A 23,897-nucleotide genomic window follows, 5' to 3' on the forward strand; every position below is an offset into this window, starting at 1 on the left:
GATGATTCTTGGAAAGGGCCGCCATGGCGCAGGACGATGTCGACGACGTTGCGGACGCGCAGGCGGACAACAGCTCCGATTTCGTGCGCTCGCTGGCCCGCGGCCTGGCCGTCATCAAGGCGTTCGACCGCTTCACCCCGGCAATGACCTTGAGCGACGTGGCGCGCAAGACCGGCCTGCCGCGCGCGGCCGCCGGTCGCTTCCTCAAGACGCTGGTCACGCTCGAATATGCCAGCTTCGACGGGCGCGAATACCGCCTGCGGCCGCGGGTGCTGGAGCTGGGCATGGCCTATTTCAGCTCCTTCTCCTTCATCGAGATCGCCAACCCGATCCTCGAGGCGGCGGCCAGGCAGGTCGAGGAGCCGTGCTCCATGGGTGTGCTCGACGGCGCCGAGGTGGTCTATGTCGCCCGCCACACCGCCAACCGGATGATGTCGATCAGCATCGCGCTGGGCAATCGCTACCCGGCCACCTCCACCTCGCTCGGCCGGGTGCTGCTCGGCGGCCTGCCCGATGCGGAGCTCGACGCGCTGCTCGACCGCTCTGAGATCCGCCAGGTCACGCCGCTCACCGTCACCGACCGGCATGCGCTGCGCGAGATGATCCTCAAGGGCCGTTCCGACGGCTATTGCACCGCCGAGGGCCAGCTCGAGGTCGGCATCCGCTCCATCGCCGTGCCGGTGCGCGGGCGCGACGGACGCTTCATCGCGGCGATCAACATGGGCGTTCCGGCGACCCGCCACACCATGGAAAGCCTCGTCTCGCAGCTCCTGCCGGTGTTGCGCTCGGCCGCCTCCGAGATCGAGTTCGCGATTCGCTCGCGGCCCTGAGCCGCCCCTTCCGTCTCCTCGTTGCCTGACGGCGCGCCGGCCCCGGCCGGCGCTTGCCCGCCCTTGCTCATCTGCCTGCATGTGTTCGCCTGCCGCCCGGCTGTCCGGAAGCTTGACAGCTTCCCCGTTCCTTCCTAACGTGTGCGCACAGTGAACGTATGGCCGCTAAGCGAACAAACTGGATCGCAAGGGCGGTCGCATCGGGAGGGGCTGCATGACCGACGGGACGCCGATCGTCGTTGACGACCTGCACAAGCGCTTCAACCAGCTGGAGGTGCTCAAGGGCATTTCGCTGCGGGCGGAAAAGGGCGACGTCATCTCGATCATCGGCTCGAGCGGCTCGGGCAAGAGCACGTTCCTGCGCTGCATCAACCTTTTGGAGCGCTACGACAGCGGCTCGATCCGCGTCTTCGGCGAGGAGCTGAAGGTCGGACGGAAGGGCCGCGTCGACAACCGCCAGGCGGATCGGGTCCGCCGCCGCGTCGGCATGGTGTTCCAGGACTTCAACCTGTGGAGCCACCGCACCATCCTGGAAAACCTCATCGAGGGTCCGGTGCATGTGCTCGGCCGGCCGCGCGCCGAGGCGGTGGAGCAGGCGGAAGCCCTGCTCGACAAGGTCGGCATCCACGACAAGCGCGGCCACTATCCCGCGCATCTGTCCGGCGGCCAGCAGCAGCGGGCGGCCATCGCCCGCGCCCTCGCCATGGATCCGGACGTGCTGCTGTTCGACGAGCCCACCTCGGCGCTCGATCCCGAGCTCGTCGGCGAGGTGCTGCGCGTCATGCGCGCGCTCGCCGAGGAGAACCGGACGATGATCATCGTCACCCACGAGATGCGCTTCGCGCGCGACGTCTCCTCGAAGGTCGTGTTCCTGCACCAGGGCCGCGTCGAGGAGGAGGGAACCCCGGCACAGGTCTTCGGCGATCCCGCCTCCGACCGTTGTCGGCAATTCGTCCGGCAGTCCTTCGAGGCCGCCTGACCTTACATCCACGGCTGCCCATCGACCGACCAACCAGAGGAAGAAAAAGACAATGACAACGCTGCGCATGAAACTCGCCACGCTGCTCGCCGCCTGCGGCCTCGGCCTCGGCCTTGCCTCGGCGGCGCAGGGCGAAACCCTCCGCATCGCCACCGAGGGCGCCTATCCCCCGTTCAACTTCGTCGACGCCAAGGGCGAGCTGCAGGGCTTCGACGTGGAGATCGCCAAGGCGCTCTGCACTGAGATGAAGGTCGAATGCACCATCTCGGCCCAGGCCTGGGACGGCATCATCCCCGGCCTCAATGCCGGCCAGTACGACGCCGTCGTCGCCAGCATGTCGATCACCCCGGCGCGGCTCGAGGCGGTGAACTTCACCAAGCCCTACTACCAGGCTGGTGCCGTGCTGGTCGCGCCGAAGCAGGCCGACCTTGCCCCGACCGCCGAGAGCCTTGCCGGCAAGTCGCTCGGCGTGCAGCGCGCCAGCACCTATGCCGCGCTGATCGCCGCCCGCTTCCCGGATGCGGACGTGCGCCTCTACGACAAGGTCGAGAACCACAATCTCGACCTGGTGACCGGCCGCATCGACGGTGTCGTCGCGCAGCGCATCGCCATGTCGAACTGGCTGAAGTCCGAGGACGGCGCCACCTTCGAGATCAAGGGCGAGGCGATGCTCGACCCTGAAATCCTCGGCCTTGGCGCCGGCATCGCCGTGCGCAAGTCGGACACCGACCTGCTCGCCCGCCTCGATGCGGCGCTCGCCGCCATCAAGCAGAACGGCGTCTATGACGAGATCAACGACCGCTTCTTCCCGTTCAGCATGAAGCCGGCCGACTGATCGCGCCTGCGACGTCGCGGCGCGGCCGGGCCCGGACCCCGGCCGCGTCCATGCTTTCCGCCTCCTTGAGCCAATCGCAGGACCTCGCCTGATGCCCGACTTGCAAGGCTTCGGCCCGATGCTGGCCGAGGGCACGCTGATGACCGTCCAGGTCGCCCTTCTCAGCACGCTCTTCGGCATTCTCATCGGCATCGCCGTCGCCATGATGAAACTGTCGTCGAGCCGCACGGCCCGCATCGCCGGCGACGTCTACACCACCATCGTGCGCGGCGTGCCGGCCCTGGTGCTGATCCTGCTGATCTATTTCGGCGGCGTGCGCGCGGTGAACGGCCTTGCCCGCTGGCTCGGCCATACTGAGCATGTCGACATCAACGCCTTCGTCGCCGGCGTCTTCGCCCTGTCGCTCGCCTTCGGCGCCTATGCGACCGAGGTCTTCCGCGGCGCCTTCCAGTCGATCCCCAAGGGCCAGATCGAGGCAGCGCGCGCGCTCGGCATGGGGCGCCTGCTGACCTTCCGCCGGGTGTCGCTGCCGCAGGTCTGGCGCATCGCGCTGCCGGGTCTCGGCAACATCTTCCTCGTCATCCTCAAGGAGACGGCGCTCGTCTCCGTCATCGGACTGGAGGAGCTGATGCGCAAGACCGAATACGCGGTCGGTTTCACCCGCCAGCCCTTCACCTTCTTTCTTGCCGCCGCCTTCATCTATCTCGCCCTGACCATCGTCAGCATGCTCGCCATCCAGGTGCTGGAGCGCCGGGCCTCGCGCGGCCTCGAACCTGTGGGTGCGGCATGAACCTCCAGGTGATGATCGACAGCTTTCCCGCGCTGCTCAGTGGCGCCGGCCTGACGCTGCAGCTGGTCGGCCTTGCCCTTGTCGCCGGCTTCGTCATGGCGCTCGCCGTCGCGCTTGCCCGCCTGTCGCGCAGCCCGTTCGCGTGGATGCCGGCCTACGGCTTCGTCTTCTTCTTCCGCGGCACGCCGCTCTTGGTGCAGATCTTCCTCGTCTATTACGGCCTGTCGCAATTCGCCGCCGTGCGCGCCAGCCCGTTCTGGGTGATCCTGCGCGAGCCGTTCTGGTGCGCGCTGATCGCCTTCTCGCTGAACACCGCCGCCTACACGGCGGAGATCGTGCGCGGCGCCATCCAGGCGGTGCCGCGCGGCCAGATCGAGGCGGCCAAGGCCATCGGCATGTCGCGGCTGACCCGCATGCGCCGCATCGTGCTGCCGCAGGCGCTGCGCATCGGCCTGCCGGCCTATGGCAACGAGGTGATCCTCCTGATCAAGGCGAGCTCGCTCGCCAGCACCGTCACCTTGCTCGACCTCACCGGCGTTGCCCGCACCATCAGCTCGGTCAACTACATGCCGGTCGAGCTGCTTTCCATGGCCGCGCTGATCTACCTGACGATGACCTTCGTCATCACCCGCGCCTTCAAGCTGGCCGAGCATCTTCTGTCCGGCGACCGCCGCCAGCCGCCCTCCCTCGCGGCCCGCCCCGTTGCCGGTTCCGGCGCCGTCTCCCCTGGTGAAGCGAAATGACCGTGTCCCCCACTCCTGCCCCCGCTCCCGTCCCCGCTCCAGTCAAGGACTGGCACGCCGCCGCCCGCGCCCTGTCGCCGGAGGCGCAGGCCTTCATCGACGGCCGCTATCGCCCGGCGCTGTCCGGCGCCACCTTCGCCACGCTCAACCCGGCGACCGGCCGCACCCTTGCCGATGTCGCCGCCTGCGGCGAGGCCGATGCGGATGCGGCGGTCGCGGCCGCCGCCCGCGCCTTCGAGACGGGCAGCTGGTCACGCGCCGCCCCGGGCGCGCGCAAGGCGGTGCTGCTGCACCTTGCCGATCTCATCGAGGCGGATGCGGACGCCTTCGCCCTCCTCGAGACGCTCGACATGGGCAAGCCGATCCGCGACAGCCTGACGATCGACGTGCCGGCGGCGGTGCGCTGCTTGCGCTGGTTCGCGGAAGCTGCCGACAAGCTCTACGACGAGATCGCCCCCACGAGGGGTGACGTGCTCGCCATGATCCGCCGGGTGCCGGTCGGCGTCGTCGCCGCCATCGTCCCCTGGAACTTCCCGCTGGTCACCGCGATGACCAAGATCGCCCCGGCGCTCGCCGCCGGCAACAGCGTGGTCCTGAAGCCCTCCGAACTGTCGCCGCTCTCGGCCCTGCGGCTCGGCCGGCTCGCCGCCGAGGCGGGGCTTCCCGACGGCGTCTTCAACGTGCTGCCGGGCATCGGCGCGGAGGCCGGACGCGCGCTCGCCCTGCATGACGGCGTCGCCTCGCTCGCCTTCACCGGCTCCACCGCCGTCGGCAAGCTGCTGATGACCTATGCCGGCCAGTCCAACATGAAGAAGGTGGGCCTCGAATGCGGCGGCAAGTCCGCCAACATCGTGCTCGCGGACTGCCCGGACATCGACCGGGCGGTGGAAGCCGCCGCCATGGGCGTCTTCCAGAACCAGGGCCAGATCTGCAATGCCGGCACCCGGCTGATCCTGGAACGTCCCATCCGCGACGAGTTCCTGGAAAAGCTGGTGGCGCTGGTCCGCGACTGGGTACCGGGCGATCCCCTGCTGCCGGAAACCCGTTTCGGCGCGCTGGTCTCGCCCGCCCATGCCGAGCGCGTGCGCGGCCATATCGCCAGGGGGCTTGCGGAAGGCGCGACCCGCCTCACCGGCGAGGGGCCGCCCGCCCCCGGCCTTGCGCCGGAAACCTGCGTCCGCGCCACGATCTTTTCCGGCGTCGACAACAGCATGGCCATCGCCCGCGAGGAGATCTTCGGACCGGTCCTTTCCGTCATCGATGCCGGCAGCCTCGACGAGGCCGTCGCCATCGCCAACGACAGTCCCTACGGGCTGGCGGCGGCGGTGTGGACCGGCAGCCTTGCCCGGGCGCTGGAGGCCGAACGCCGCCTCGACACCGGCTTCGTGTGGATCAACACCCTGCGCGTCGGCGACATCACCGTCCCCTTCGGCGGGGTGAAGGCCTCGGGCAGCGGCCGCGACAAGTCCTTCCACGCCTTCGACAGCGTCACCCATCGCAAGAGCGTCTGGGTCGACCTCTCGGCGAGTTCGTGAGCGCCATGACGAAGCGCGTCCTCGTCGGTGCGATCCTGCACGAGACCAACACGTTCAATGCCGTGCCGACCCGGCTCGCCGATTTCGCCGGCCGCTATCTCGTCTTCGGCGAGGAGCAGGCCCGCGCCCGGCTCGCCGGCACCGGCACGGAAGTCGGCGGCTTCCTGGAGGCCGCCGCCGCCCATGGCTGGGAGATCGTGCTGCCCGTTGCCGCCGCCTGCGGTCCCTCCGGCCCGCTCGCCGCTGCCGACTGGGCCGCCCTCAGACAAGCGATGCTGTCGGCGACGGGTCGCTTCGACGGGGTGCTGCTCGCCCTGCACGGGGCGATGGTCAGCGAAGACTGCCTCGATCCGGAGGGCGAGCTGCTCGCCGCCCTGCGCGCCCGCCACGGCGAGCGGGTGCCCATCGCCGCGACGCTCGACATGCATGCCAATGTCTCGGCCCGCATGGTCGCCGCCGCCGATGCCTTCTTCCCCTATCGCACCTATCCCCATGTCGATCATTTCGACTGCGCGGTCGAGGCCGCCGGCGCGCTGGCGCTGCTGATGCAAGAGGCGGACAGAGACTGGGCCGACAGAGGCGGAACCGGCCGGCTCACCCGCACCGTGCTCGCCCGTCCGCCGATGATCGATGCCGCCGACCATGGCCGCACCGGCCCGCCGGGGCCGATGAACGCGCTGCTCGGCCATGCGGCTGCCCTCGCCGCGCGGCCGGGCGTCGTCTCGGCCGGGCTCACCATCGGCTTTCCCTGGGCCGATGTGCCCGATGTCGGGCCGGCCGCGCTGGTCTCGGTGCTTGCCGCCCCCAGCAGCAGCACCGCCGACCCTCGCGCGCTGGCGCTCGATCTCGGCCGCCGCCTGTGGGAGAGCCGGGCCGAGACCCAGCTCGACTTTGCCGACATCGAGACGGCGATCGCCGCCGCGCGGGCGCCGGGCGCCGATCCCCGCCCGCTGGTTCTGGCCGATTTCGCCGACAATCCGGCCGGCGGCGCCTATGGCGATTCGCCCAACCTGCTGCGCGCCATGCTGGAGGCGGGGCTGGAAAACGCCGCCTTCGCGACGATCTGCGATCCCGCCGCCGTCGCCCTTGCCGGCGAGGCGGGGGAGGGGGCCATGCTCGAGCTGGCGCTGGGCGGCCGCCTTGCGCCGGAGATCACCCCGCCGCTGGCGCTCAGGGCCCGCGTCCTGCGGCTGCATCCCGGCACCTTCCGCTGCGAAGGTCCGGTGCTGCGCGGGCTCGACGTCGACATGGGGCCGATGGCGTTGCTGGAGGCGGCGGGCCTGCGTATCGTCGTGGCCAGCCGGGCGCTCGCCGTCACCGACCTCAACCTGTTCCGCGCGCTCGGCATCGAGCCCGCCACGCTTTCCGTCATCGGCCTGAAGAGCCGCAACCACCTGCGCGCCGCCTTCGCGCCGATTTCCCGCGACATCCTGCTGGTCGATGCCGGCGGCATCGCCACCATGCGCCTGTCGCAGATCCCCTATAGTCGTATCAGGCGGCCGCTCTGGCCGCTCGATCCCCTGGCCGAGACCCCCAACCTGGAACACATCCATGTCTTCGACACCGCATCCGGACCTGAGGAACGATCCCTCCCCGTCGACGGCCACGCTCAAGGCCGCTGACCTTGCCCATCACCTGCATCCCTTCACCGATCACGCCGAACTGGCCGGCGAGGGCGGCGCGCGCGTCATCGCCTCTGCGCAGGGGTGCTACCTGACCGACACCGACGGTGACCGCCTGCTCGACGGCATGGGCGGGCTGTGGTGCGTCAATATCGGCTACGGCCGGCCGGAACTGGCCGACGTGGCGGCGCGGCAGATGCGCGAGCTGCCCTACTACAACACCTTCTTCAAGACGACGACGCCGGTCGTAGCCCTGCTCGCCGAGGACCTGGCCGAGCTCGCGCCCGAGGGGCTCAACCGCGTCTTCTTCTCCGGTTCCGGGTCGGAGGCGAACGACACCAACATCCGCATCGTGCGCAGCTACTGGCAAAAGCGCGGCGAGCCGCAGCGCATGGCCATCATCTCGCGCAAACTCGCCTATCACGGCAGCACCATCGCGGCGGCGAGCCTCACCGGCCTTGCCAGCATGCACGACATTCCCGGCATCCCGATCCCCGACATCCACCATGCGCCGGCCCCCAACTGGTGGGGCGAGGGCGGCGACATGACCCAGGACGAGTTCGGCCTGAAGGCGGCGCGCGGGCTGGAGGAGACGATCCTCGCCGTCGGGCCGGAGCGCGTTGCCGCCTTCATCGGCGAGCCGGTGCAGGGCGCCGGCGGCGTCCTCGTGCCGCCGTCCAGCTACTGGCCGGAAGTCCAGCGGATCTGCCGCAAATACGGCATCCTGCTGATCGCCGACGAGGTGATCTGCGGCTTCGGGCGCACCGGCGAGTGGTTCGGCAGCCAGACCTTCGGCATCGCCCCGGACATCATGACGGTGGCCAAGGGCATGTCCTCCGGCTACCAGCCGATCTCGGCCAGCATCGTCCATGACCGGGTCGCCGAGGTGGTGTTCGACACGCCGGGCCGCTTCCCGCACGGCTACACCTATTCCGGCCATCCGGTCGCCGCCGCCGTTGCCCGCGAGAACCTTGCGATCCTGCGCCGGGAAGGCATCGTTGAGCGGGTCGGCGCCGATATCGGCCCCTATTTCCAGCAGCAGCTTGCCACCCTTCGCGACCATCCGTTGGTCGGCGAGGTGCGCGGCGTCGGCCTGATGGCGGCGGTGGAGCTGACCCGCGACAAGGCCGGCCGGTCGGAGGTCCTGCCGGTCGGATCGATGTCGACGCCGGTGCGCAATGCCTGTTTCGCCAACGGGCTCGTCACCCGCGCGGTGCGCGACTGCCTGGTCTTCTCCCCGCCGCTGGTGATCTCGCATGCCGAGGTCGACGAGCTGGTGGCGATCCTGCGCCGCAGCATCGACGAGGCGCTCGGCTGAGGCGCTGAAGGCGGCTCCGGCCCCCCATCTTCGAAAAATCCACATGAAAAAACCCGCCGGGACGGCCGTCCCGGCGGGTTTTGCGTTTCGTCGCTGCGGGCTCGTATCAGGCCGCGACCAGCTCTTCCAGCTTGCGCTCGGCCTCGCCGATCGAGGCTTCGCGGGCCTCCGGGCCGAAGGCCAGCTTCTCGGCATAGACGAAGCTGATGTCGGTGATGCCGATGAAGCCCAGCATCGTGCGCAGGTGCGGTTCCTGCGAATCCATCGGCTTGGCCGGGCCTTCGCTGTACAGTCCGCCGCGGGTCGCAACGACGATGGCGCGCTTGCCGGTCATCAGGCCTTCCGGGCCTGCCTCGGTGTAGCGGAACGTCACGCCGGCGCGCAGCACGTAGTCGAACCAGGACTTCAGCGTCGAGGGAATGCCGAAATTGTACATCGGCGCGCCGATGACCAGCACGTCGGCGGCCTTGACCTCGGCGATCAGCTCGTCGGACAATTTCTGTGCGGCGGCCTGGGCCGCGTTCGCCGGCTCGCCGCCGCGAATGGCGGTGGCGCCGTCGAGGTCGAGATGCGGCACCTGGCCGGCGCCGAGATCGCGCACGGTCAGCTGCAGGTCGGCGTTGCGGGACTTGAGCTGGTCGATCGTATCGTTGACCAGCTTGTTGGATGCGGACGCATCGCCCAGCGCGCTGCTGGTGATGGCGAGAACCTTCAAAGTCGAGGGCATGCCTCTGTTCCTTCCGATAATGTTGTACCCCACAGGTAGTCGCCATTGTGCGGTGCCAGAATTCCCGAAATCCGCACCACACTGTTGCGCCAGCAGGAACGCCGGATGATCGAACTGGAAGACATGCGCTATTTCGTCGAGGTCGCGGAGAGCGGCGGCTTCAGCCGGGCCGCCGCCCGCCTCGGCGTTTCCAAATCCATCGTCAGCCGGCGAATCGCCCGCATCGAGGAGCATCTGGGCGCGCGCCTGCTCAACCGCACGACGCGCGGCGTCACCGCCAGCGATGCCGGACTGGAGTTCAAGGCGCGGGCCGAACGGCTCCTTGCCGACTACGACGAGGCGCTCGACGCGGTCGCCGTCCATGGCGGCGAGGTGGTCGGCCGGCTGCGCATCTCCGCGCCGCTCTCCTTCGGCATCCACCACCTGGCGCCGGTGCTGGCCGAGCTCGCCGCCGCCCATCCGCGCCTGGAGCTCGACGTCTCGCTCTCCGACCGGCTGGTCGACCTGATCGGCGAGCGGCTCGACGCCGCGATCCGCATCGGCAAGCTGGAAGATTCCAGCCATGTCGCCCGCCGCATCGCGCCGATCCGCTCCCTCGTCGTCGCCAGCCCCGCCTATCTCGCCCGCAAGGGCCGGCCGGCGCGGCCCGAGGACCTTGCCACCGATCACGACTGCCTGATCTACACCGGCAGCCGCTCGTCCGAATGGGTCTTCACCCGCGGCAACGAGACCGTCTCGGTGCGCCCGCGCGGCCGGCTGCGCAGCGACAGCGGCGAGACGCTGGTCGCCTGGGCCCTTGCCGGCCTCGGCATCGTCCAGCTGCCCTCCTTCCTGATCGGCGACACGGTCGACACCGGCGCCCTGGTGCCCCTGCTGCTCGACCATCCGACCCCCGAATTCGGCATGTATGTCGTCCGCCCGCCCGGCCCGCACACGCCCGGCAAGGTCCGGGCGCTGACCGAGGCCCTGCTGCGCCATTTCGGCGGCACCCCGGCCTGGGACCGCTGCGTCCGCCATGTGGCAGAGGCGGATGCCGCCGCACGGCAGGCGAAGAAGGCGGAAGAACGGGGATAGACGGAAAAGGTCGGCGCGCGCGTGGGCGGGGATAACCGCCGGCCCGTGCCGTCAGTCGCGGTTTTTCGCCGGTAAGGGCCGCGATTTGCCGGTTTTGCGCGCGCCGTCTCGAAAATCGCGCTTATTGAGACGGAATTTTGCAAAATCCGTCTCGAAATTTTCCAAGCGGCCTGCGGCGTTTTCTCCCCGCTCGCCTCACGCGTTCATGCGGGCCGGAAAACCGTGCTAACCTTTGGCTCCTGTTGGGCTTTGCGCCATGGCGCGCACGCGTTGGGAAAGAGCTGGATGACCGTTGTACCCAGGCTGACATTTCACGGCGCGGCCGGCGGCGTGACCGGATCGTGCCACCGCCTCGAGACGGCCGGCGGCACCGTCCTGCTCGACTGCGGCATGTTCCAGGGCTCCAAGACCGAGAAGGAGCTGAACTACCGGCCCTTCCCGTTTTCCGTCGGCGACGTCGACGCGGTCGTCCTCAGCCACGCTCACATCGACCATTCCGGCCTGCTCCCGAAGCTTGTCCGCGACGGCTATTCCGGGCCGATCTACGCCACCGGCGCGACGTTCGAGCTGTGCAGCGTCATGCTTCCCGACAGCGCCCACATCCAGGAGTACGAGGTCGAGCAGCTGAACCGCCGCAACCGCCGGCGCCAGCGCCGCGATGCGGTCGAGCCGATCTATACCGGGGCGGACGCGCAGGCGACGCTGGCACTTTTCCACCCCTATGCCTATGGCCACTGGTTCCAGGTCCTGCCCGGCCTGCGCGCGCGGTTCTGGAATGCCGGCCACCTGCTCGGCTCCGCCTCGGTCGAGCTGGAAATCGCCGAACCTCCAATGAAACTGCTGTTTTCCGGCGATATCGGCCCGGACTACAAGCTGATGCATCCGGACCCGGAAGGCCCCAGCGGCATCGACTACCTGATCTGCGAGAGCACCTATGGCGACACCGACCGGGAGGACGCTACCCCCGCCCACCGGCGCGGCCAGCTGCGCGCCGAGGTGAAGGCGGCGATGCATCCGGACGGCGCGCTGCTGATTCCGTCCTTCGCGGTCGAGCGGGCCCAGGAGTTGATCAGCGACCTGTGCCAGCTGATGGCGGAAGGGGCCTTGCCGGAGATCCCGATCTATGTCGATTCGCCGCTGGCGGCGGCCGCGACCCGCGTCTTCGCCCGCCATGCCCGCGAGCTGGAAGGCGGCGAGGTGCTGCTCAAGGGCCTGGCCGCCCGCAACCTGCACATGACCGAGACGGTCGAGCAGAGCAAGGCACTCGACCGGGTCCGCGGTTTCCACATCGTCATCGCGGCCAGCGGCATGTGCGAGGCCGGCCGCATCCGCCACCGGCTGAAAAACTGGCTCTGGCGCGACGAGGGGACGGTCCTCTTGGTCGGCTACCAGGCGACCGGCACGCTCGGCCGCATCCTCCAGGACGGCGCCCCTTCCGTCCGCATCCAGGGCGAAGAGTTCTCCGTGCGCGCCCGCATCCGCTCCATCGACCTGTATTCCGGCCATGCGGACGGCCCGGAGCTGGCGAGCTGGGTCGAAAAGCGCCTGCCGCTGGCGCACGACATCTTCCTCGTCCATGGCGAGCGCGAGGCGATCGACGGTATGGCCGACCGGCTGTCCGGCCTGATCGAGGCCGATCATGTGCTGAAGCCCGGCCTCGACGAGAGTTTCGAGCTGACGCCGGCCGGGGCGGTCCGTCTTGCCGGCGAGGCGCCGCCGCGCCTGCCGCGCGAGGAGGTGGGCCGTCTCGATTGGCACAACGACGTCACCCGCCTGCTGCTCGACATCAGCGACCAGCTTGCGGCGGAAACGGATGAGAAGAGCCGGAACGTCGTGATTCGCCGCCTGCGCCGGGCGCTTGCCGGCGACGAAAACGGTCGTTAGGTCGCTCGCGAACGCAGGTCAGGCTTGCCTCGGCGCCGCGCCTTGGGCACTTTCTCTGGCCTTGCGGACGGCTGACGCGGCGGAACCCTTGCGGGTGTCGGCCGGGAAGCCTTCGCGACCCTGCGAAGCCCGGCGAAGACCGCCGATGACGACCGGTTGACCATGACGAAGGAAGCCCCCGCCGCCCCGCGCCCGCGCAACGCCACCTTGCGCGATGTGGCAAGAGAAGCCGGCGTCGACGTCTCCACGGTCTCGCGGGTTCTGAAGAACGACAAGGACGTGCGCACCAGCGCCGAGACCCGCCAGCGCATCATCGATGCGGCGGAGCGGCTGCAATACCGCGCCAATCCGCTGGCCCGCGCGTTGAAGATGGCGCGCTCGCGCACGCTGCTGATCGTCGTGCCGCAGATCGAGAACCCGGTCTTCGCCTCGGCGATCCTGGGCGCGGAGGCCGAGGCGCGGGCGAAAGGCTACGTGCTGCTCGTCGCCTACGACCAGAACGGCTCGGCCGCCAGCGTGCTGGAACGGGTGTCGCAGTCCAGCCTGATCGAGGGCGTCATCATCGCCAGTTTCGATGAGGACGACAGCCTGCGCCAGAGCATCGCGGCCATCAACCGCCCCTATGTGGTGATCAACCGCGTGTTGCCCGGCGACGTGCACTGCGTTGCCGTCGACACCTGCGCCGCCGCCGCCATCGGCGTCGGCCATCTGATCGCCCTCGGCCACCGGCGCATCGGCCATCTTGCCGGCCGGCTCGGCCGTTTCAACGGCAATGCCCGCCGCCAGGGCTGGCAGCAGGCGATGCGCGCCGCCGGACTGGAGCCGGATCCGGAGCTGGTCGCGGAGGCCGGCTACGATCCGGCGCGGGTGCCGGGCGCCGTCGATGCGCTGCTGGCGCGCGGGGTGACGGCGATCCACGCCGCGACTCTGCTGACCGGGGCGGCGACGATCGCCCATCTGCACAAGCGCGGCCTCGACGTGCCGGGCGACATGTCCGTCGTCACCATGCATGACGACCTGCTGGCGCGGGTGGTGCATCCCGAGATCACCACTGTCGGCCTGCCCACTTCGGAGATGGGCCGCGAGGCGGTGCGCGCGCTGCTGGTGCAGCTCGAGCCGGCACCGGCGGGCGGGGTGGCCGAGGCCTCCCGCGTGTTGCTGCTGCCGCCGGGCGATCTGGTCGTCCGGGGCTCCGCCGCCGCCCCGAAGGCCGGCGTGCCGGCGGCCTGACCCTGCCGCGCCGGAACCGTTCGCCGGTCTGCCGCGTCGGGGCCGGTTGACGGGCGCGCGCATCGGTCCTTATTCTGCCTGTGTCTGAAACAGGTTAGGTTCGGGAAGGTTGGCCCGGCCCCCGCTTCGCGGGTCCTTCCGTCGCCAAGGCGACGGCCCAAGACTGTCGCGGCGTGCGCATGGTGCGGCCGCCGATAGGATGGGTATGGACATGATGAAGCCGCGAATTTCCGTTCTCACGCTTGCCGTCTCCGATCTCGAAAACGCGCTGTCCTTCTATCGCGATGGCCTCGGCTTGCCGACCGAGGGCATCGTCGGGCGCGAATTCGAACATGGCGCGGTCGCCTTCTTCGACCTCTCGGGCGGGCTGAAGCTCGCCATCTGGGCGCAGGACGATCTCGTCCACGACACCGGCCTGCCCAAGACCCCGATTTGTACCACCGCCGCCAGCATCGGGCATAACGTTCTGCGCCGCGAGGATGTCGACGACGTCATGCGCAAGGCATTGAGCGTCGGGGCGAAGCTCGTCAAGGAGCCGCAGGACACGTTCTACGGCGGATATGCGGGCTATTTCACCGATCCCGACGGGCATCTTTGAGAAATCGTCTGGAACCCGGCGATGTTGCCGGACGACTGACGCCGCCTCAGGCTTGCGCCCGTGCCGCGTGGATAACATCCGCCGGCACGGGTTCGCCGGCGCGCAGGGTCAGCACGCAAACGCCGGAGGAGGTGACGGCGACCGTGTGCTCGAACTGGGCGGAGAGCGAACCGTCGCGGGTGACCACGGTCCAGCCGTCGTCTTGCGTGCGCACGCTGCGCCGGCCCCGGTTGAGCATCGGCTCGATGGTGAAGACCATCCCCTCGCGCAGCGCCAGGCCGGTGCCCGGCTTGCCGTAATGCAGGATCTGCGGCTCCTCGTGCATCTCCCGGCCTATGCCGTGGCCGCAATACTCGCGCACCACCGAGTAGCCGTTGCGCTTGGCATGTCGCTCGATCGCCCAGCCGATATCGCCGAGCCTTGCGCCCGGACGCACCGCGCCGATGCCCTTCCACAGGGCCTCGAAGGTGGTGCGCACCAGGCGCCTTGCCGCCGGATTGACCTCGCCGACCAGGTAGGTCTTGCTGCTGTCGGCGATGTAGCCGTTCTTCTCCAGCGTAATGTCGAAATTGACGATGTCGCCTTCGCGCAGCACCGCCTCGCGCGACGGGATGCCGTGGCAGACGACCTCGTTGACCGAGGCGTTCAGCACGAACGCGTAGCCGTACTGGCCCGTGCTGGCCGGCCGCGCGGCAAGGTCGCGGACGATGAAGCGCTCGACCATGTCGTTGACCTCGAGCGTCGACAGGCCGGCAAGCGGGATGCGGTCCAGCATCTCGAAGACGCGCGCCAGCAGCCGGCCGGATTCGGCGAGCAGCGCCAGTTCGCCAGGGTCCTTGGTCATGCGCCCGCCGGCGCCGCGACGGCGTCCGGAGCGGCAACGCCGGCAGCGGCGAGCTCGCGCTGCATGATCTGCGAAAAGCTCAGCGCCGGATTGGTCTCGCATAGCATGCCGATGCGGATCCAGTAGGCGGCCTGCGCGTTGATCGAGCGGTACGAGACCTTGCTCGCCCGCCGCAACTGGTCGTGCAGGTCCTCGTCGATGCTCACGATGCCCATACCGCACCTCCATATGCTTCGTATATGGTTCGTATATATGGCGCAGTGCCCGCTGCCAAGCCCGGAGCAGCGCGGTGCGCAGGGTGCGGAAGTGCGATTCGCTGCTGCGCCTCCATGCCTCGCCCCCGTGCCGGGCCTCGCCGGAGACCTCCGTCGATCAGGCCGCGAGCGCCGGTTTCCGCCGTCCCGGGAGCCCTTCGCGATGGATCGCAAATTTTGCTGTTGACCTCGAAGGGCTCTTCGCGTTCTATCTGAACAAACGTTTGTTCAAACAGGTTGTGCGAACGTTTCGTCAAGGTTTCACCGCAGCCGGCACACAACCAGCAGCCGCGGCGGTCGAACAGGGAGGTTCAGGGTGAGCAGTGAAACGCGGCTAGCGGAATTTGCGGAGATCGTCGGGGCCGGCAACGTCCTGACGGCTGAGGACGATCGCCGGCGATATGCCCATGACAAGCTCCCTTACGCCAATTTCCGGGCCCGGGCCGGCGCGCTGGTCGGTACGCTGCCCGGCGTCGTGGTGCGTCCCGGCACGGCCGACGAGGTGCAGCAGGTGGTGAAGCTGGCGGCCGAGGCCGGCCTGCCCGTCATCCCCTATGGCAGCGGCTCCGGCGTGCTCGGCGGCACCATCCCGCTCAGTGAGGAAGTGCTCATCGACATGCAGCGCATGGACCGGATCCTCAATGTCGATCCGGAGAATGCGCTGGTGACCGTCGAGGCCGGCATGAACGGCGAGCTGTTCGAGGCCGCGCTCAACGACAAGGGCTATACGGTCGGGCACCTGCCGCAGTCGCTCACCATCTCCACCGTCGGCGGCTGGGCCGCCTGCCGCGGCGGCGGCCAGGAATCGAGCCGCTACGGCAAGATCGAGGACATCGTCGTCGGCCTCAAGGCGATCCTGCCCGACGGCCGGATGCTCGAGGTCCGCCCGCTGCCCAAGCGCGCAACCGGCCCCTCGATCCGCGACCTGATCGTCGGCAACGAGGGCACGCTCGCCATCATCACCGAGCTGACGCTGCGCCTGTGGAAGCTGCCGGAGACCGAGGAGGTGCTGGCCTTCGCGCTGCCCGACCGCCCGGCGGCGCTGGGCCTTGCCCGCCGCATCATGCAGGCCGGCCTGCATCCGCGCATCGTCCGCCTCTACGACGAGAAGGAGACGGCCTCGCGCACCGAAGGCATCGATGCCTATCGCGAGCGTCCGGTGATGGCCAATATCGTCCTGTGCGGCGAGCCGGGGGTGGTTGCGGCCGAGGCCGCGCTGGTGCGCGCCTTCGCGGCCGAAGCCGGGGCGGTGGAAACCGAGACGCGGCCGTTCGACGAATGGCGCGCGCACCGCTACAAGTCGATCAGCCAGCAATGGCAGGAGAAGGGCTTCTACAACGACACGATCGAGGTGACGGTCAACTGGTCGCGGGCGGCCGCCCTGTACGATGCGATCCGCGCGGCGGTGCCGGCGATCCATCCCGACGCCCATTTCAGCGCCCACTGGTCGCATGTCTATCCGGAAGGCGTCTGCCAGTACATGACGATCCGCCTGCCGCAGATGCCCCAGGACGAGGCGCTGCCGCTCCATGCAAGGCTCTGGGAACTGCTGGAAGGCGAGACGCTCGCCCATGGCGGCTCCATCGCCCACCATCACGGGACCGGCCTGTTCCGCGGCCCCTGGATGGACGGCGAGCTCGGCGTCGGCATGGACGTGCTGCGGGCCGTGAAGGACGCCCTCGATCCGCAGAACATCTTCAATCCCGGCAAGCTCGGCCTGCCGCCGCGCGCCGGGGCCATCGACCCCTATCGCGACAGGATGGACCATGCCTGATCCGTTGCTGCTGGGCATAGACCTCGGCGCCGGTTCGCTCAAATCGACCGTGATCGACGGGACCGGCAAGGTCCATGGCGCGGCTTCGGCCGCCGTCGAGACCCTGGCGCCGCATCCCGGCTTCAGCGAGCAGGACCCGCTCGGCTGGCGCGCGGCGATGATCGACACCCTGGCGCAGTTGTGGCGCCAGGGCATCGACCCGGCGCGGATCAAGGGCATCGCCTTTACCGCCGGCGCCCATACCCATGTGCTGGAGGAGGCGGATGGCACGATCCTGCGCCCGGCCATCATGTGGAACGACCAGCGCTCGGGCCGCCAGGCGGCGGCGCTGCGCGAGAGCGACGGCGCTCGGATCCTGGAGCTTTCGGGCAATCAGGCGAGCCCCACCTGGACGCTGCCGCAGCTGGTCTGGGTGCGCGAGAACGAGCCGGAGCTGTTCGCCCGCATCCGCCGGATCCGGCCGGCCAAGGACTGGCTGCGCCGCCAGATCGACGGGAGCGATGCCACCGACATCACCGACGCGTGGGGCATGATGCTGGCCGATGCCCGCTCCCCCGAAGGCGCCTGGTCGCACGAGCTCTGCCGCATCGCCGGGATCGATCCTTCCGTGCTGCCGCCGCTCGTCGGCTCATCCGCCGTCACCGGCGCGGTGACGGCGGACGCCGCTGCCGCGACGGGGCTCGTTGCCGGAACGCCGGTCATCTGCGGCACGTCGGACACCAATGCCGAGACCTTTTGCGGCGGCATGACCCGTCCCGGCCTCGGGGCGCTGAAGCTTGCCACCGCCGGCACCGTCTCCTCGCTGACGGCGTCCCCGTCCTTCTCGGCCAAGGTGATCCATTATCCGCATCTGGTGCCCGGCCACTGCTACACGATCCTCGGCACCAACTCCTGCGCCTCCGCCCATCGCTGGCTGCGCGACACGCTGTTCGCCGGGCTCGGCTTCGAGGGCATGGACAAGGCCGCGCAGGCCGTTGCACCCGGCAGCGACGGGCTGCTCTTCCACCCCTATCTCAACGGCGAACGCAGCCCCTACTGGGACCCGGACCTGCGGGCTTCCTATGTCGGCCTCGGCTTTGCCCACGGGCCGGGCCACTTCGTGCGCGCGCTCTACGAGGGCATCGCCTACAGCCTGCGCGACTGCCTGGAGGTGCTGCGCGGGCTCGATATGGGCTTTTCGACGGCGCGCCTCGTCGGCGGCGGCACCCGCAGCGAGCTGTGGCAGCAGATCATCGCCGATGTCACCGGCCTGACGATCGAGATCCCCCGCGAGGGCGACGCCTCCTTCGGCGCCGCGCTCATTGCCGGCATGGGCGCCGGCGTGTTTGCCGACACGAAGGCCGCCGCGGCGGTGATCGGGGTGGCGGCGACCCGGCATCCGGATCGCAAGGCGATGCAGCGCTACGAGGAGGTGTTCGCGCTCTACCGCGACACCAAGGAGGCGCTGACGCCCGTCAATCACCGCATCGTCGCAGCCGGCAGGGGAGGAAACTGATGGCCGAAGTGAGCCTGCGCAAGCTGCGCAAGACCTATGGCGGAGTGGTCGCCGTCGAGGGCGTCAGCCTCGACATCGCCCGCGGCGAGCTGATCGTGCTGCTCGGCCCTTCGGGCTGCGGCAAGTCGACGACGCTGCGCATGGTCGCCGGGCTGGAGAGCATTTCCGGCGGCGAATTGTTCATCGGCGAGCGCAACGTGACCCAGCTGGAGCCGAAGGATCGCGACATCGCGATGGTGTTCCAGAACTATGCGCTCTACCCGCACAAGACCATCCGCGCCAATCTCGGCTTCGGCCTGAAGATGCGCGGCATCGATGCCGCCGAAACGGTGCGGCGGGTGGACGAGGTCGCCGAGATGCTGGCGATCACCCATCTGCTCGAGCGCAAGCCGCGCCAGCTTTCCGGCGGCCAGATGCAGCGCGTCGCGCTCGGCCGGGCGCTGGTGCGCGACCCGGCGGTGTTCTTGCTCGACGAGCCGCTGTCCAATCTCGACGCCAAGCTGCGCGTGCGCATGCGCGAGGAGATCGCCCTGCTGCAGAAGCGCATCGGCAAGGCGATGATCTACGTCACCCACGACCAGACCGAGGCGATGACGCTCGCAGACCGCATCGTGATCATGCGCGACGGCCATGTGCAGCAGATCGGCGCGCCGCTGGAGGTCTACGACCGGCCGCAGAACGTCTTCGTCGCCGGCTTCATCGGCTCGCCGGAGATGAACCTCTTCCCGGCCGAGATCACCAGTGGACGCCTGCGCATGGGCCCGTCCGCCGACATGAGCCTGCCGGCCCCGGCCGGCGCGCCCGATGGTCCGGTGACCGCCGGTCTTCGGCCGGAGGCGATGCATGTGGCGCCGGACGGCCTGCCCTTCGCGGTGCGGGCGGTCGAGCAGCTGGGGTCTCAGACCCTGCTGATCGGCTCCATCGGCAATCTGTCGCTGCGCGTCATGGAGGGGCGGCGCGACGACATTCGGGCGGGCGACACGGTGGCGGTCTCCGCCGACCCGTCGGCCATCCACCTGTTCGACCGGGAGACGGAACAGCGGCTGGCGACAACCGCCTCTGCGGCGCCGGCGCACGCGTGAACTGAACCACCGCGGCAAAGCGCGGGGAACCTTGGGAGGAAACCATGAAGGACACTGGAAAGAACTCGGGAAAGAACTCTGGGCCGTCTCGCCTCATCACCCGTCGCCAGACGCTGCAGGGCGCCGGCGTGCTGGGCCTCGGCCTTGCGCTGTCGGGCCTCGCGGCCCCGGCCATCCGGGCGCAGGGGCGCAAGGAAATCCGCTTCCTGAACTGCGAGACGGGCAAGGACACGCTCGCCTTCTTCGACAGGATCGCGAAAGAGTACCAGGAGAAGACCGGCATCGAGGTGCGGGTGGATTCCGTGCCGCTCGGCGAGGCCTTCACCAAGATCACCAACGGCATCCGCAGCGGCACGCCCTATGACGTCGCCAATGTCGGCTTCATCGGCCATGTGCTGCTGCTGGCCGACCAGGACCTGATCGTGCCGCTGAACGAGCTGACCGACCCGTACGAGTGGGGCAACAACATCCTCTTCCCGATGGATGACAAGGTCTACTGGTACCCGTTCGACTACAACCTCTCGGTGATCTACTACCGCAAGGACCTGTACGAGAAGCTGGGTCTGTCGCTGCCCGACACCTGGGACCAGTTCGTCTCCAACTGCCAGGCCACCATCGAGGGCCGGCGCAAGGGCTGCATTTTCCCGATCGGCTCGAACGGCGCTACCAACTGGATGTCGGTCGCCTTCATGTGGGCGGAAGGGGTGAAGCTCTTCGACGACCAGTGGAACGTGACGCTCGATGCCGAAGGCATGAAGTCGAAGGCGGCGGCCTATCTCGACTTCATGGAGAAGCTCTACCCGACCATGCCCCCGGGGGCGATCCAGGCCGACTACGCGACCGTGCTGTCCAACGTCGTCGGCGGCACCGTGGCGCACGGTCCCTATGCCGGCCGCGTGCTGGAAGCGGCGGAGCGCGACAACCCGCAGGTGGCGGAAAACCTCGGCATCATGCCGTACATGGACAGCGCCGGCAAAGCCAAGGCAGTCAGCCACGGCTATGACGGCTGGGTGGTGCTGAAGACCGACAATACCGGCCCGGCCATGGAGTTCATGCGCTGGATGACGACCGACCGCCTGGTCGACTTCCTGCACACCGCGCCGGTGCATTTCCAGCCGGCCCGCCTCGACATCTACGACAATGACCAGTGGCGCTCGAACCCCTTGATCACGAAGTATGCCGACCAGATCGAGACCATGCGCCAGATGGTCACCGACGACGACCTGCTGGTGACCTCGATCGACACGCAGGGCCCGGCCCCGGACATCCGCCCGGGCAAGGTCTTCGAGGGCTTCGTCATGCCGGAGATGCTGCAGGACAAGCTGATCAAGGGCATGTCCTCGACGGAAGCGGTGGAAAAGGCCGCGGCCCGCATGCGCGAGCTGATCAAGTAGGGCGATCCCGACACCGACAGATCCGGAGGCGGCCATACGGGCCGCCTTCGCCTCGACAGGCCCGCAGGCGGTGCGAAACCCCGCCTGCGGGCTCCCCGACCGGACAAAGGGTGCCAAGAATGACCCGCTGGATGTTGCCCGCCTTCCTTGCCGTGGGCGTGCTCGTGACACTGCTGCTGATCGTCGGCCCGGCCCTTTACGCCGTGTCGCTCAGCTTCTTCGACATGCCGTCCCTGACCTCCGATCCGATCTGGGTCGGCCTTGCGAAATACCAGGCGGTGCTGGCGAGCGCGGAGTTCTGGCGCGCGCTGTGGAACGGCATCGTCTATGCGGGCCTTGCCATCGTTCTGCAGGTGGTGCTCGGCATCGGCTTCGCGCTCATCCTGCACCAGCCCTTCCGCGGCCGCGCCCTGGTGCGCGGGCTCGCCTTCCTGCCCTATCTCCTGCCCACCGTGATCGCCGTGCTGACCTTCAAGTGGATGGTCGACGGGTCGCTCGGCATCGTCACAATCCTGATGGACGAGTGGGGCTTGCCGCCGATCTACTGGTTCGAGACCGAGCAGGCGGCGATGATATCGGTGATCCTGGTCTCGGTCTGGCTGTGGACGCCCTTCGTCACCACCACGTTCCTCGCCGGCCTGCAGACCGTTCCGACCCAGCTTTACGAGGCCGCGCGCGTCGACGGCGCCGGGCCGATCCGCCGCTTCTTCCACATCACCCTGCCGATGCTGCGGCCGATCCTGACCGTCATCATCCTGCTGCGCGGGGTGTGGATGTTCAACAAGTTCGACGTGATCTGGCTGACCACCGGCGGCGGCCCCGTCGGGGCGACGGAACACCTGCCGATCCTCTCCTATCGCACTGCCTTCACGCTCTACGACATCGGCACGGGCGCGGCGATCGCCACGATCTCCTTCCTGTTCCTGTCGCTGGCCGTCTTCCTGTATTTCCGCGTGTTCCCGATGGAGGACGACGCATGACACCCGCAATCCGGCGGCCGGCAGCGCGTGTCGGCCTGTATTTCGCCGCCTTCGCCATCGCGCTCTACAGCGCCTTCCCGATCTACTGGATGGTGTCGTCGTCGCTGCGCCCGACGCAGGAGATGCTGCTCAATCCCTCGCTGATCCCCAGCGAGCTGACGCTGCAATACTATTACAGCCTGCTGGCCCAGACCGACTATCCGCGGCAGTTCCTCAACAGCCTGATCGTTGCCGTCGCCACGGTGGCGCTGACCATGGTCCTGTCGGTGATGATCGCCTATGGCGTCACCCGCCAGCGGATCCGCGGCAAGAAGGCGATCATCGCCGGCATGCTCTATGCCTACATGTTCCCGCCCCTGCTGCTGGCGATCCCGCTCTATGCGATGTTCACGAAAGTCGGCCTCAACGACACGCTGTTCTCGCTGGTGATCTCGCACCTGACCATGACCATGCCGCTCGGCGTCTGGTTCCTGTGGGGCTTCTTCAAGGCGATGCCCTTCGAGCTGGAAGAGGCGGCGATGGTCGACGGCTGCACCCGGCTCGGCGCCTTCCTGCGGGTGGTGCTGCCGCTCTCCGTGCCGGGGCTGGTGACGGTGGCGATCTTCGCCTTCCTGCTGTCCTGGACGGACTACACCTTCGCGCTGGTGATGATCGGCTCCGACGTCAACAAGACCGTGCCGCTCGGCCTTGCCTCGATGATCGGTGCGTTCGACCTGCGCTGGGGCGATGTGATGGCCGGCTCGACGCTGATCGCCCTGCCGCTCTTCGTCGCCTTCATCCTGCTCTCCCGCTATTTCGTGCAAGGCCTGACGGCCGGCGCGGTGAAAGGATAATCGAAGATGGCCCTGCGCATTCTCGGCGCGCCCCAGCGCTACGTCCAGGGACCCGGTGCGATCGACACGCTGGCGGAGGAGGTCGCGCGGCTCGGCGGCGGGCCGGTGGCGGTCGTCATCGACCCGGTCGCCCGCGAGCTGCTGGGCGAGCGGATCGCCCGCGCGCTGCCGGATGCCAGGCTGCTCGCCTTCGGCGGCGAGTGCACCGGTGCCGAGATCGAGGCGCGGGCCGCCGAGATCGGCGAGGCGCGGCTCATCCTCGGCATCGGCGGCGGCAAGGCCATCGACACGGCCAAGGGCGCGGCGATCCTGCGGGACCTGCCGGTCGGCATCGTCCCGACGATCGCCTCCAACGACAGCCCGACCAGCCATATCGCCGTCGTCTACACTGCCGACCATGCGGTCGAGGGCGTGCGCCACATGCGGGCCAATCCCTCGCTGGTTCTTGTCGACACGGCGGTGATCGCCTCGGCGCCGCGCCGGTTCCTGGCCGCCGGCATCGGCGACGCCATGTCCAAGCCCTACGAGCTTGCCGGCGCCCTTGCCGGGGCCCGTTTTTCCGGGGGAGGCCTCAACTTCTTCGGCGGCACGCCGACCGAACTGACCAAGGCCATCGTCGGCCGGGCGCGGGAAATCCTGCTCGCCGATGGCGAGGCAGCGATGACGGCGCGCGAGCCGGATGCCGCCTTCGAGCGGGTGGTGGAGGCCTCGATCCTTCTCAGCGGTCTCGCCTTCGAAAGCGGCGGCCTGTCCATCGCCCATTCCATGGTGCGCGGCTTCTCGGTGATGCCGCAGCTCGCCCACCTGCTGCATGGCGAGATGGTTGCGCTCGGCACGCTGACCCAGCTGGCCGCGGGCCAGGGCAGCGCGCAGGAGATCGCCGAGCTTGCCGGCTTCTTCCGCCGGATCAACCTGCCGGTGTCCTTTGCCGCCTTCGGATTGAGCGAAGAGGCGGACCTCCGGCGGATGGCGGAGGTGTCGCTGACGGCGCCTTACGCGGGCAACTACATGCGCCGGCTGGGGCCGGACGATCTGGTCGAGGCCATGCGCAGCCTCGACCGGATGTGAGGCGAACA

The 23,897-nt window shown here is 68.8% G+C and carries 22 protein-coding genes; 19 read left to right on the plus strand and 3 right to left on the minus strand.

The genetic code is table 11. The features are described from left to right. Positions 1-23: 23 nt before the first annotated feature. The 8 genes from GH266_RS14455 to GH266_RS14490 all read left to right on the plus strand — a co-directional run bounded on the left by GH266_RS14455 (position 24) and on the right by GH266_RS14490 (position 8,652). Positions 24-830: an IclR family transcriptional regulator domain-containing protein gene (locus tag GH266_RS14455; protein ID WP_158194454.1), complete on the plus strand. Its 807-nt coding sequence runs from the start codon at positions 24-26 to the stop codon at positions 828-830. 214 nt (positions 831-1,044) lie between these two features. Beyond that, entirely contained in the window at positions 1,045-1,809 is a 765-nt protein-coding gene (locus GH266_RS14460; RefSeq protein ID WP_158194455.1) for an ABC transporter ATP-binding protein, read from the plus strand. Positions 1,810-1,861: 52 nt separating this feature from the next. After that, positions 1,862-2,644, plus strand: coding sequence for a transporter substrate-binding domain-containing protein (locus GH266_RS14465; RefSeq protein WP_199270330.1), 783 nt, complete (start codon positions 1,862-1,864; stop codon positions 2,642-2,644). A 91-nt stretch (positions 2,645-2,735) separates the two neighbouring features. Beyond that, entirely contained in the window at positions 2,736-3,434 is a 699-nt protein-coding gene (locus GH266_RS14470; RefSeq protein ID WP_199270331.1) for an ABC transporter permease, read from the plus strand. Beyond that, positions 3,431-4,177, plus strand: coding sequence for an ABC transporter permease (locus GH266_RS14475; protein WP_158194456.1), 747 nt, complete (start codon positions 3,431-3,433; stop codon positions 4,175-4,177). Before GH266_RS14470 ends, GH266_RS14475 begins: the two co-directional genes overlap by 4 nt. Then, positions 4,174-5,712 carry an aldehyde dehydrogenase family protein gene (locus tag GH266_RS14480; RefSeq protein WP_158194457.1) on the plus strand — a complete coding sequence of 513 codons (1,539 nt, stop codon included), beginning with the start codon at positions 4,174-4,176 and terminating at the stop codon, positions 5,710-5,712. The genes GH266_RS14475 and GH266_RS14480 overlap by 4 nt, the downstream gene beginning before the upstream one ends. A gap of 5 nt (positions 5,713-5,717) precedes the next feature. Next, the gene (locus GH266_RS14485) at positions 5,718-7,334 is read left to right on the plus strand and encodes a M81 family metallopeptidase (RefSeq protein ID WP_158194458.1); all 1,617 of its coding nucleotides are present in this window, start codon (positions 5,718-5,720) and stop codon (positions 7,332-7,334) included. Then, entirely contained in the window at positions 7,264-8,652 is a 1,389-nt protein-coding gene (locus GH266_RS14490) for an aspartate aminotransferase family protein (protein ID WP_158194459.1), read from the plus strand. The genes GH266_RS14485 and GH266_RS14490 overlap by 71 nt, the downstream gene beginning before the upstream one ends. 106 nt (positions 8,653-8,758) lie before the next feature. Here the strand turns inward: GH266_RS14490 and GH266_RS14495 are convergent, their stop codons facing one another. After that, positions 8,759-9,379, minus strand: a complete 621-nt coding sequence (locus tag GH266_RS14495) for an FMN-dependent NADH-azoreductase (RefSeq protein WP_158194460.1) — start codon at positions 9,377-9,379, stop codon at positions 8,759-8,761. Between the two features lie 105 nt (positions 9,380-9,484). Here GH266_RS14495 and GH266_RS14500 point away from each other — a divergent pair, with 105 nt between their 5' ends. The 4 genes from GH266_RS14500 (at position 9,485) to GH266_RS14515 (ending at position 14,165) form a co-directional block, all read left to right on the plus strand. Next, the gene (locus GH266_RS14500; RefSeq protein WP_158194461.1) at positions 9,485-10,453 is read left to right on the plus strand and encodes a LysR family transcriptional regulator; all 969 of its coding nucleotides are present in this window, start codon (positions 9,485-9,487) and stop codon (positions 10,451-10,453) included. A 285-nt stretch (positions 10,454-10,738) separates the two neighbouring features. Continuing rightward, entirely contained in the window at positions 10,739-12,337 is a 1,599-nt protein-coding gene (locus GH266_RS14505; protein WP_158194462.1) for an MBL fold metallo-hydrolase RNA specificity domain-containing protein, read from the plus strand. Positions 12,338-12,499: 162 nt separating this feature from the next. Beyond that, a complete protein-coding gene (locus GH266_RS14510) occupies positions 12,500-13,567 on the plus strand; it encodes a LacI family DNA-binding transcriptional regulator (protein ID WP_158194463.1) in 1,068 nt (355 codons plus the stop codon). A 214-nt stretch (positions 13,568-13,781) separates the two neighbouring features. Continuing rightward, entirely contained in the window at positions 13,782-14,165 is a 384-nt protein-coding gene (locus tag GH266_RS14515) for a VOC family protein (RefSeq protein ID WP_158196222.1), read from the plus strand. 46 nt (positions 14,166-14,211) lie between these two features. On the opposite strand, the gene map is transcribed toward GH266_RS14515, so the two are convergent. Both map and GH266_RS14525 read right to left on the minus strand, forming a co-directional pair. Then, a complete protein-coding gene (gene map / locus GH266_RS14520; RefSeq protein WP_158194464.1) occupies positions 14,212-15,009 on the minus strand; it encodes a type I methionyl aminopeptidase in 798 nt (265 codons plus the stop codon). Next, positions 15,006-15,224, minus strand: a complete 219-nt coding sequence (locus GH266_RS14525) for a ParD-like family protein (RefSeq protein ID WP_158194465.1) — start codon at positions 15,222-15,224, stop codon at positions 15,006-15,008. Before GH266_RS14525 ends, map begins: the two co-directional genes overlap by 4 nt. A gap of 355 nt (positions 15,225-15,579) precedes the next feature. On the opposite strand from GH266_RS14525, the gene GH266_RS14530 reads away from it, so the two are divergent. The 7 genes from GH266_RS14530 to GH266_RS14560 all read left to right on the plus strand — a co-directional run bounded on the left by GH266_RS14530 (position 15,580) and on the right by GH266_RS14560 (position 23,889). Continuing rightward, positions 15,580-17,037 (plus strand): FAD-binding oxidoreductase, encoded by a 1,458-nt coding sequence (locus GH266_RS14530; RefSeq protein ID WP_158194466.1) that lies wholly within the window; start codon positions 15,580-15,582, stop codon positions 17,035-17,037. After that, positions 17,030-18,532 carry a xylulokinase gene (locus GH266_RS14535; protein ID WP_158194467.1) on the plus strand — a complete coding sequence of 501 codons (1,503 nt, stop codon included), beginning with the start codon at positions 17,030-17,032 and terminating at the stop codon, positions 18,530-18,532. Before GH266_RS14530 ends, GH266_RS14535 begins: the two co-directional genes overlap by 8 nt. Beyond that, on the plus strand, positions 18,532-19,614 hold the full coding sequence (locus tag GH266_RS14540) for an ABC transporter ATP-binding protein (protein ID WP_158194468.1): 1,083 nt from the start codon (positions 18,532-18,534) through the stop codon (positions 19,612-19,614). Before GH266_RS14535 ends, GH266_RS14540 begins: the two co-directional genes overlap by 1 nt. Positions 19,615-19,658: 44 nt before the next feature. Beyond that, a complete protein-coding gene (locus tag GH266_RS14545) occupies positions 19,659-21,008 on the plus strand; it encodes an ABC transporter substrate-binding protein (RefSeq protein ID WP_158194469.1) in 1,350 nt (449 codons plus the stop codon). Positions 21,009-21,127: 119 nt separating this feature from the next. Beyond that, entirely contained in the window at positions 21,128-21,988 is an 861-nt protein-coding gene (locus tag GH266_RS14550) for a carbohydrate ABC transporter permease (RefSeq protein ID WP_158194470.1), read from the plus strand. Continuing rightward, positions 21,985-22,821, plus strand: a complete 837-nt coding sequence (locus GH266_RS14555) for a carbohydrate ABC transporter permease (protein WP_158194471.1) — start codon at positions 21,985-21,987, stop codon at positions 22,819-22,821. The genes GH266_RS14550 and GH266_RS14555 overlap by 4 nt, the downstream gene beginning before the upstream one ends. A 6-nt stretch (positions 22,822-22,827) precedes the next feature. After that, a complete protein-coding gene (locus GH266_RS14560; protein ID WP_158194472.1) occupies positions 22,828-23,889 on the plus strand; it encodes a glycerol dehydrogenase in 1,062 nt (353 codons plus the stop codon). Positions 23,890-23,897: the final 8 nt, after the last annotated feature.

The sequence above is a fragment of the Stappia indica genome, from assembly GCF_009789575.1.
Classification (GTDB): domain Bacteria; phylum Pseudomonadota; class Alphaproteobacteria; order Rhizobiales; family Stappiaceae; genus Stappia; species Stappia indica_A.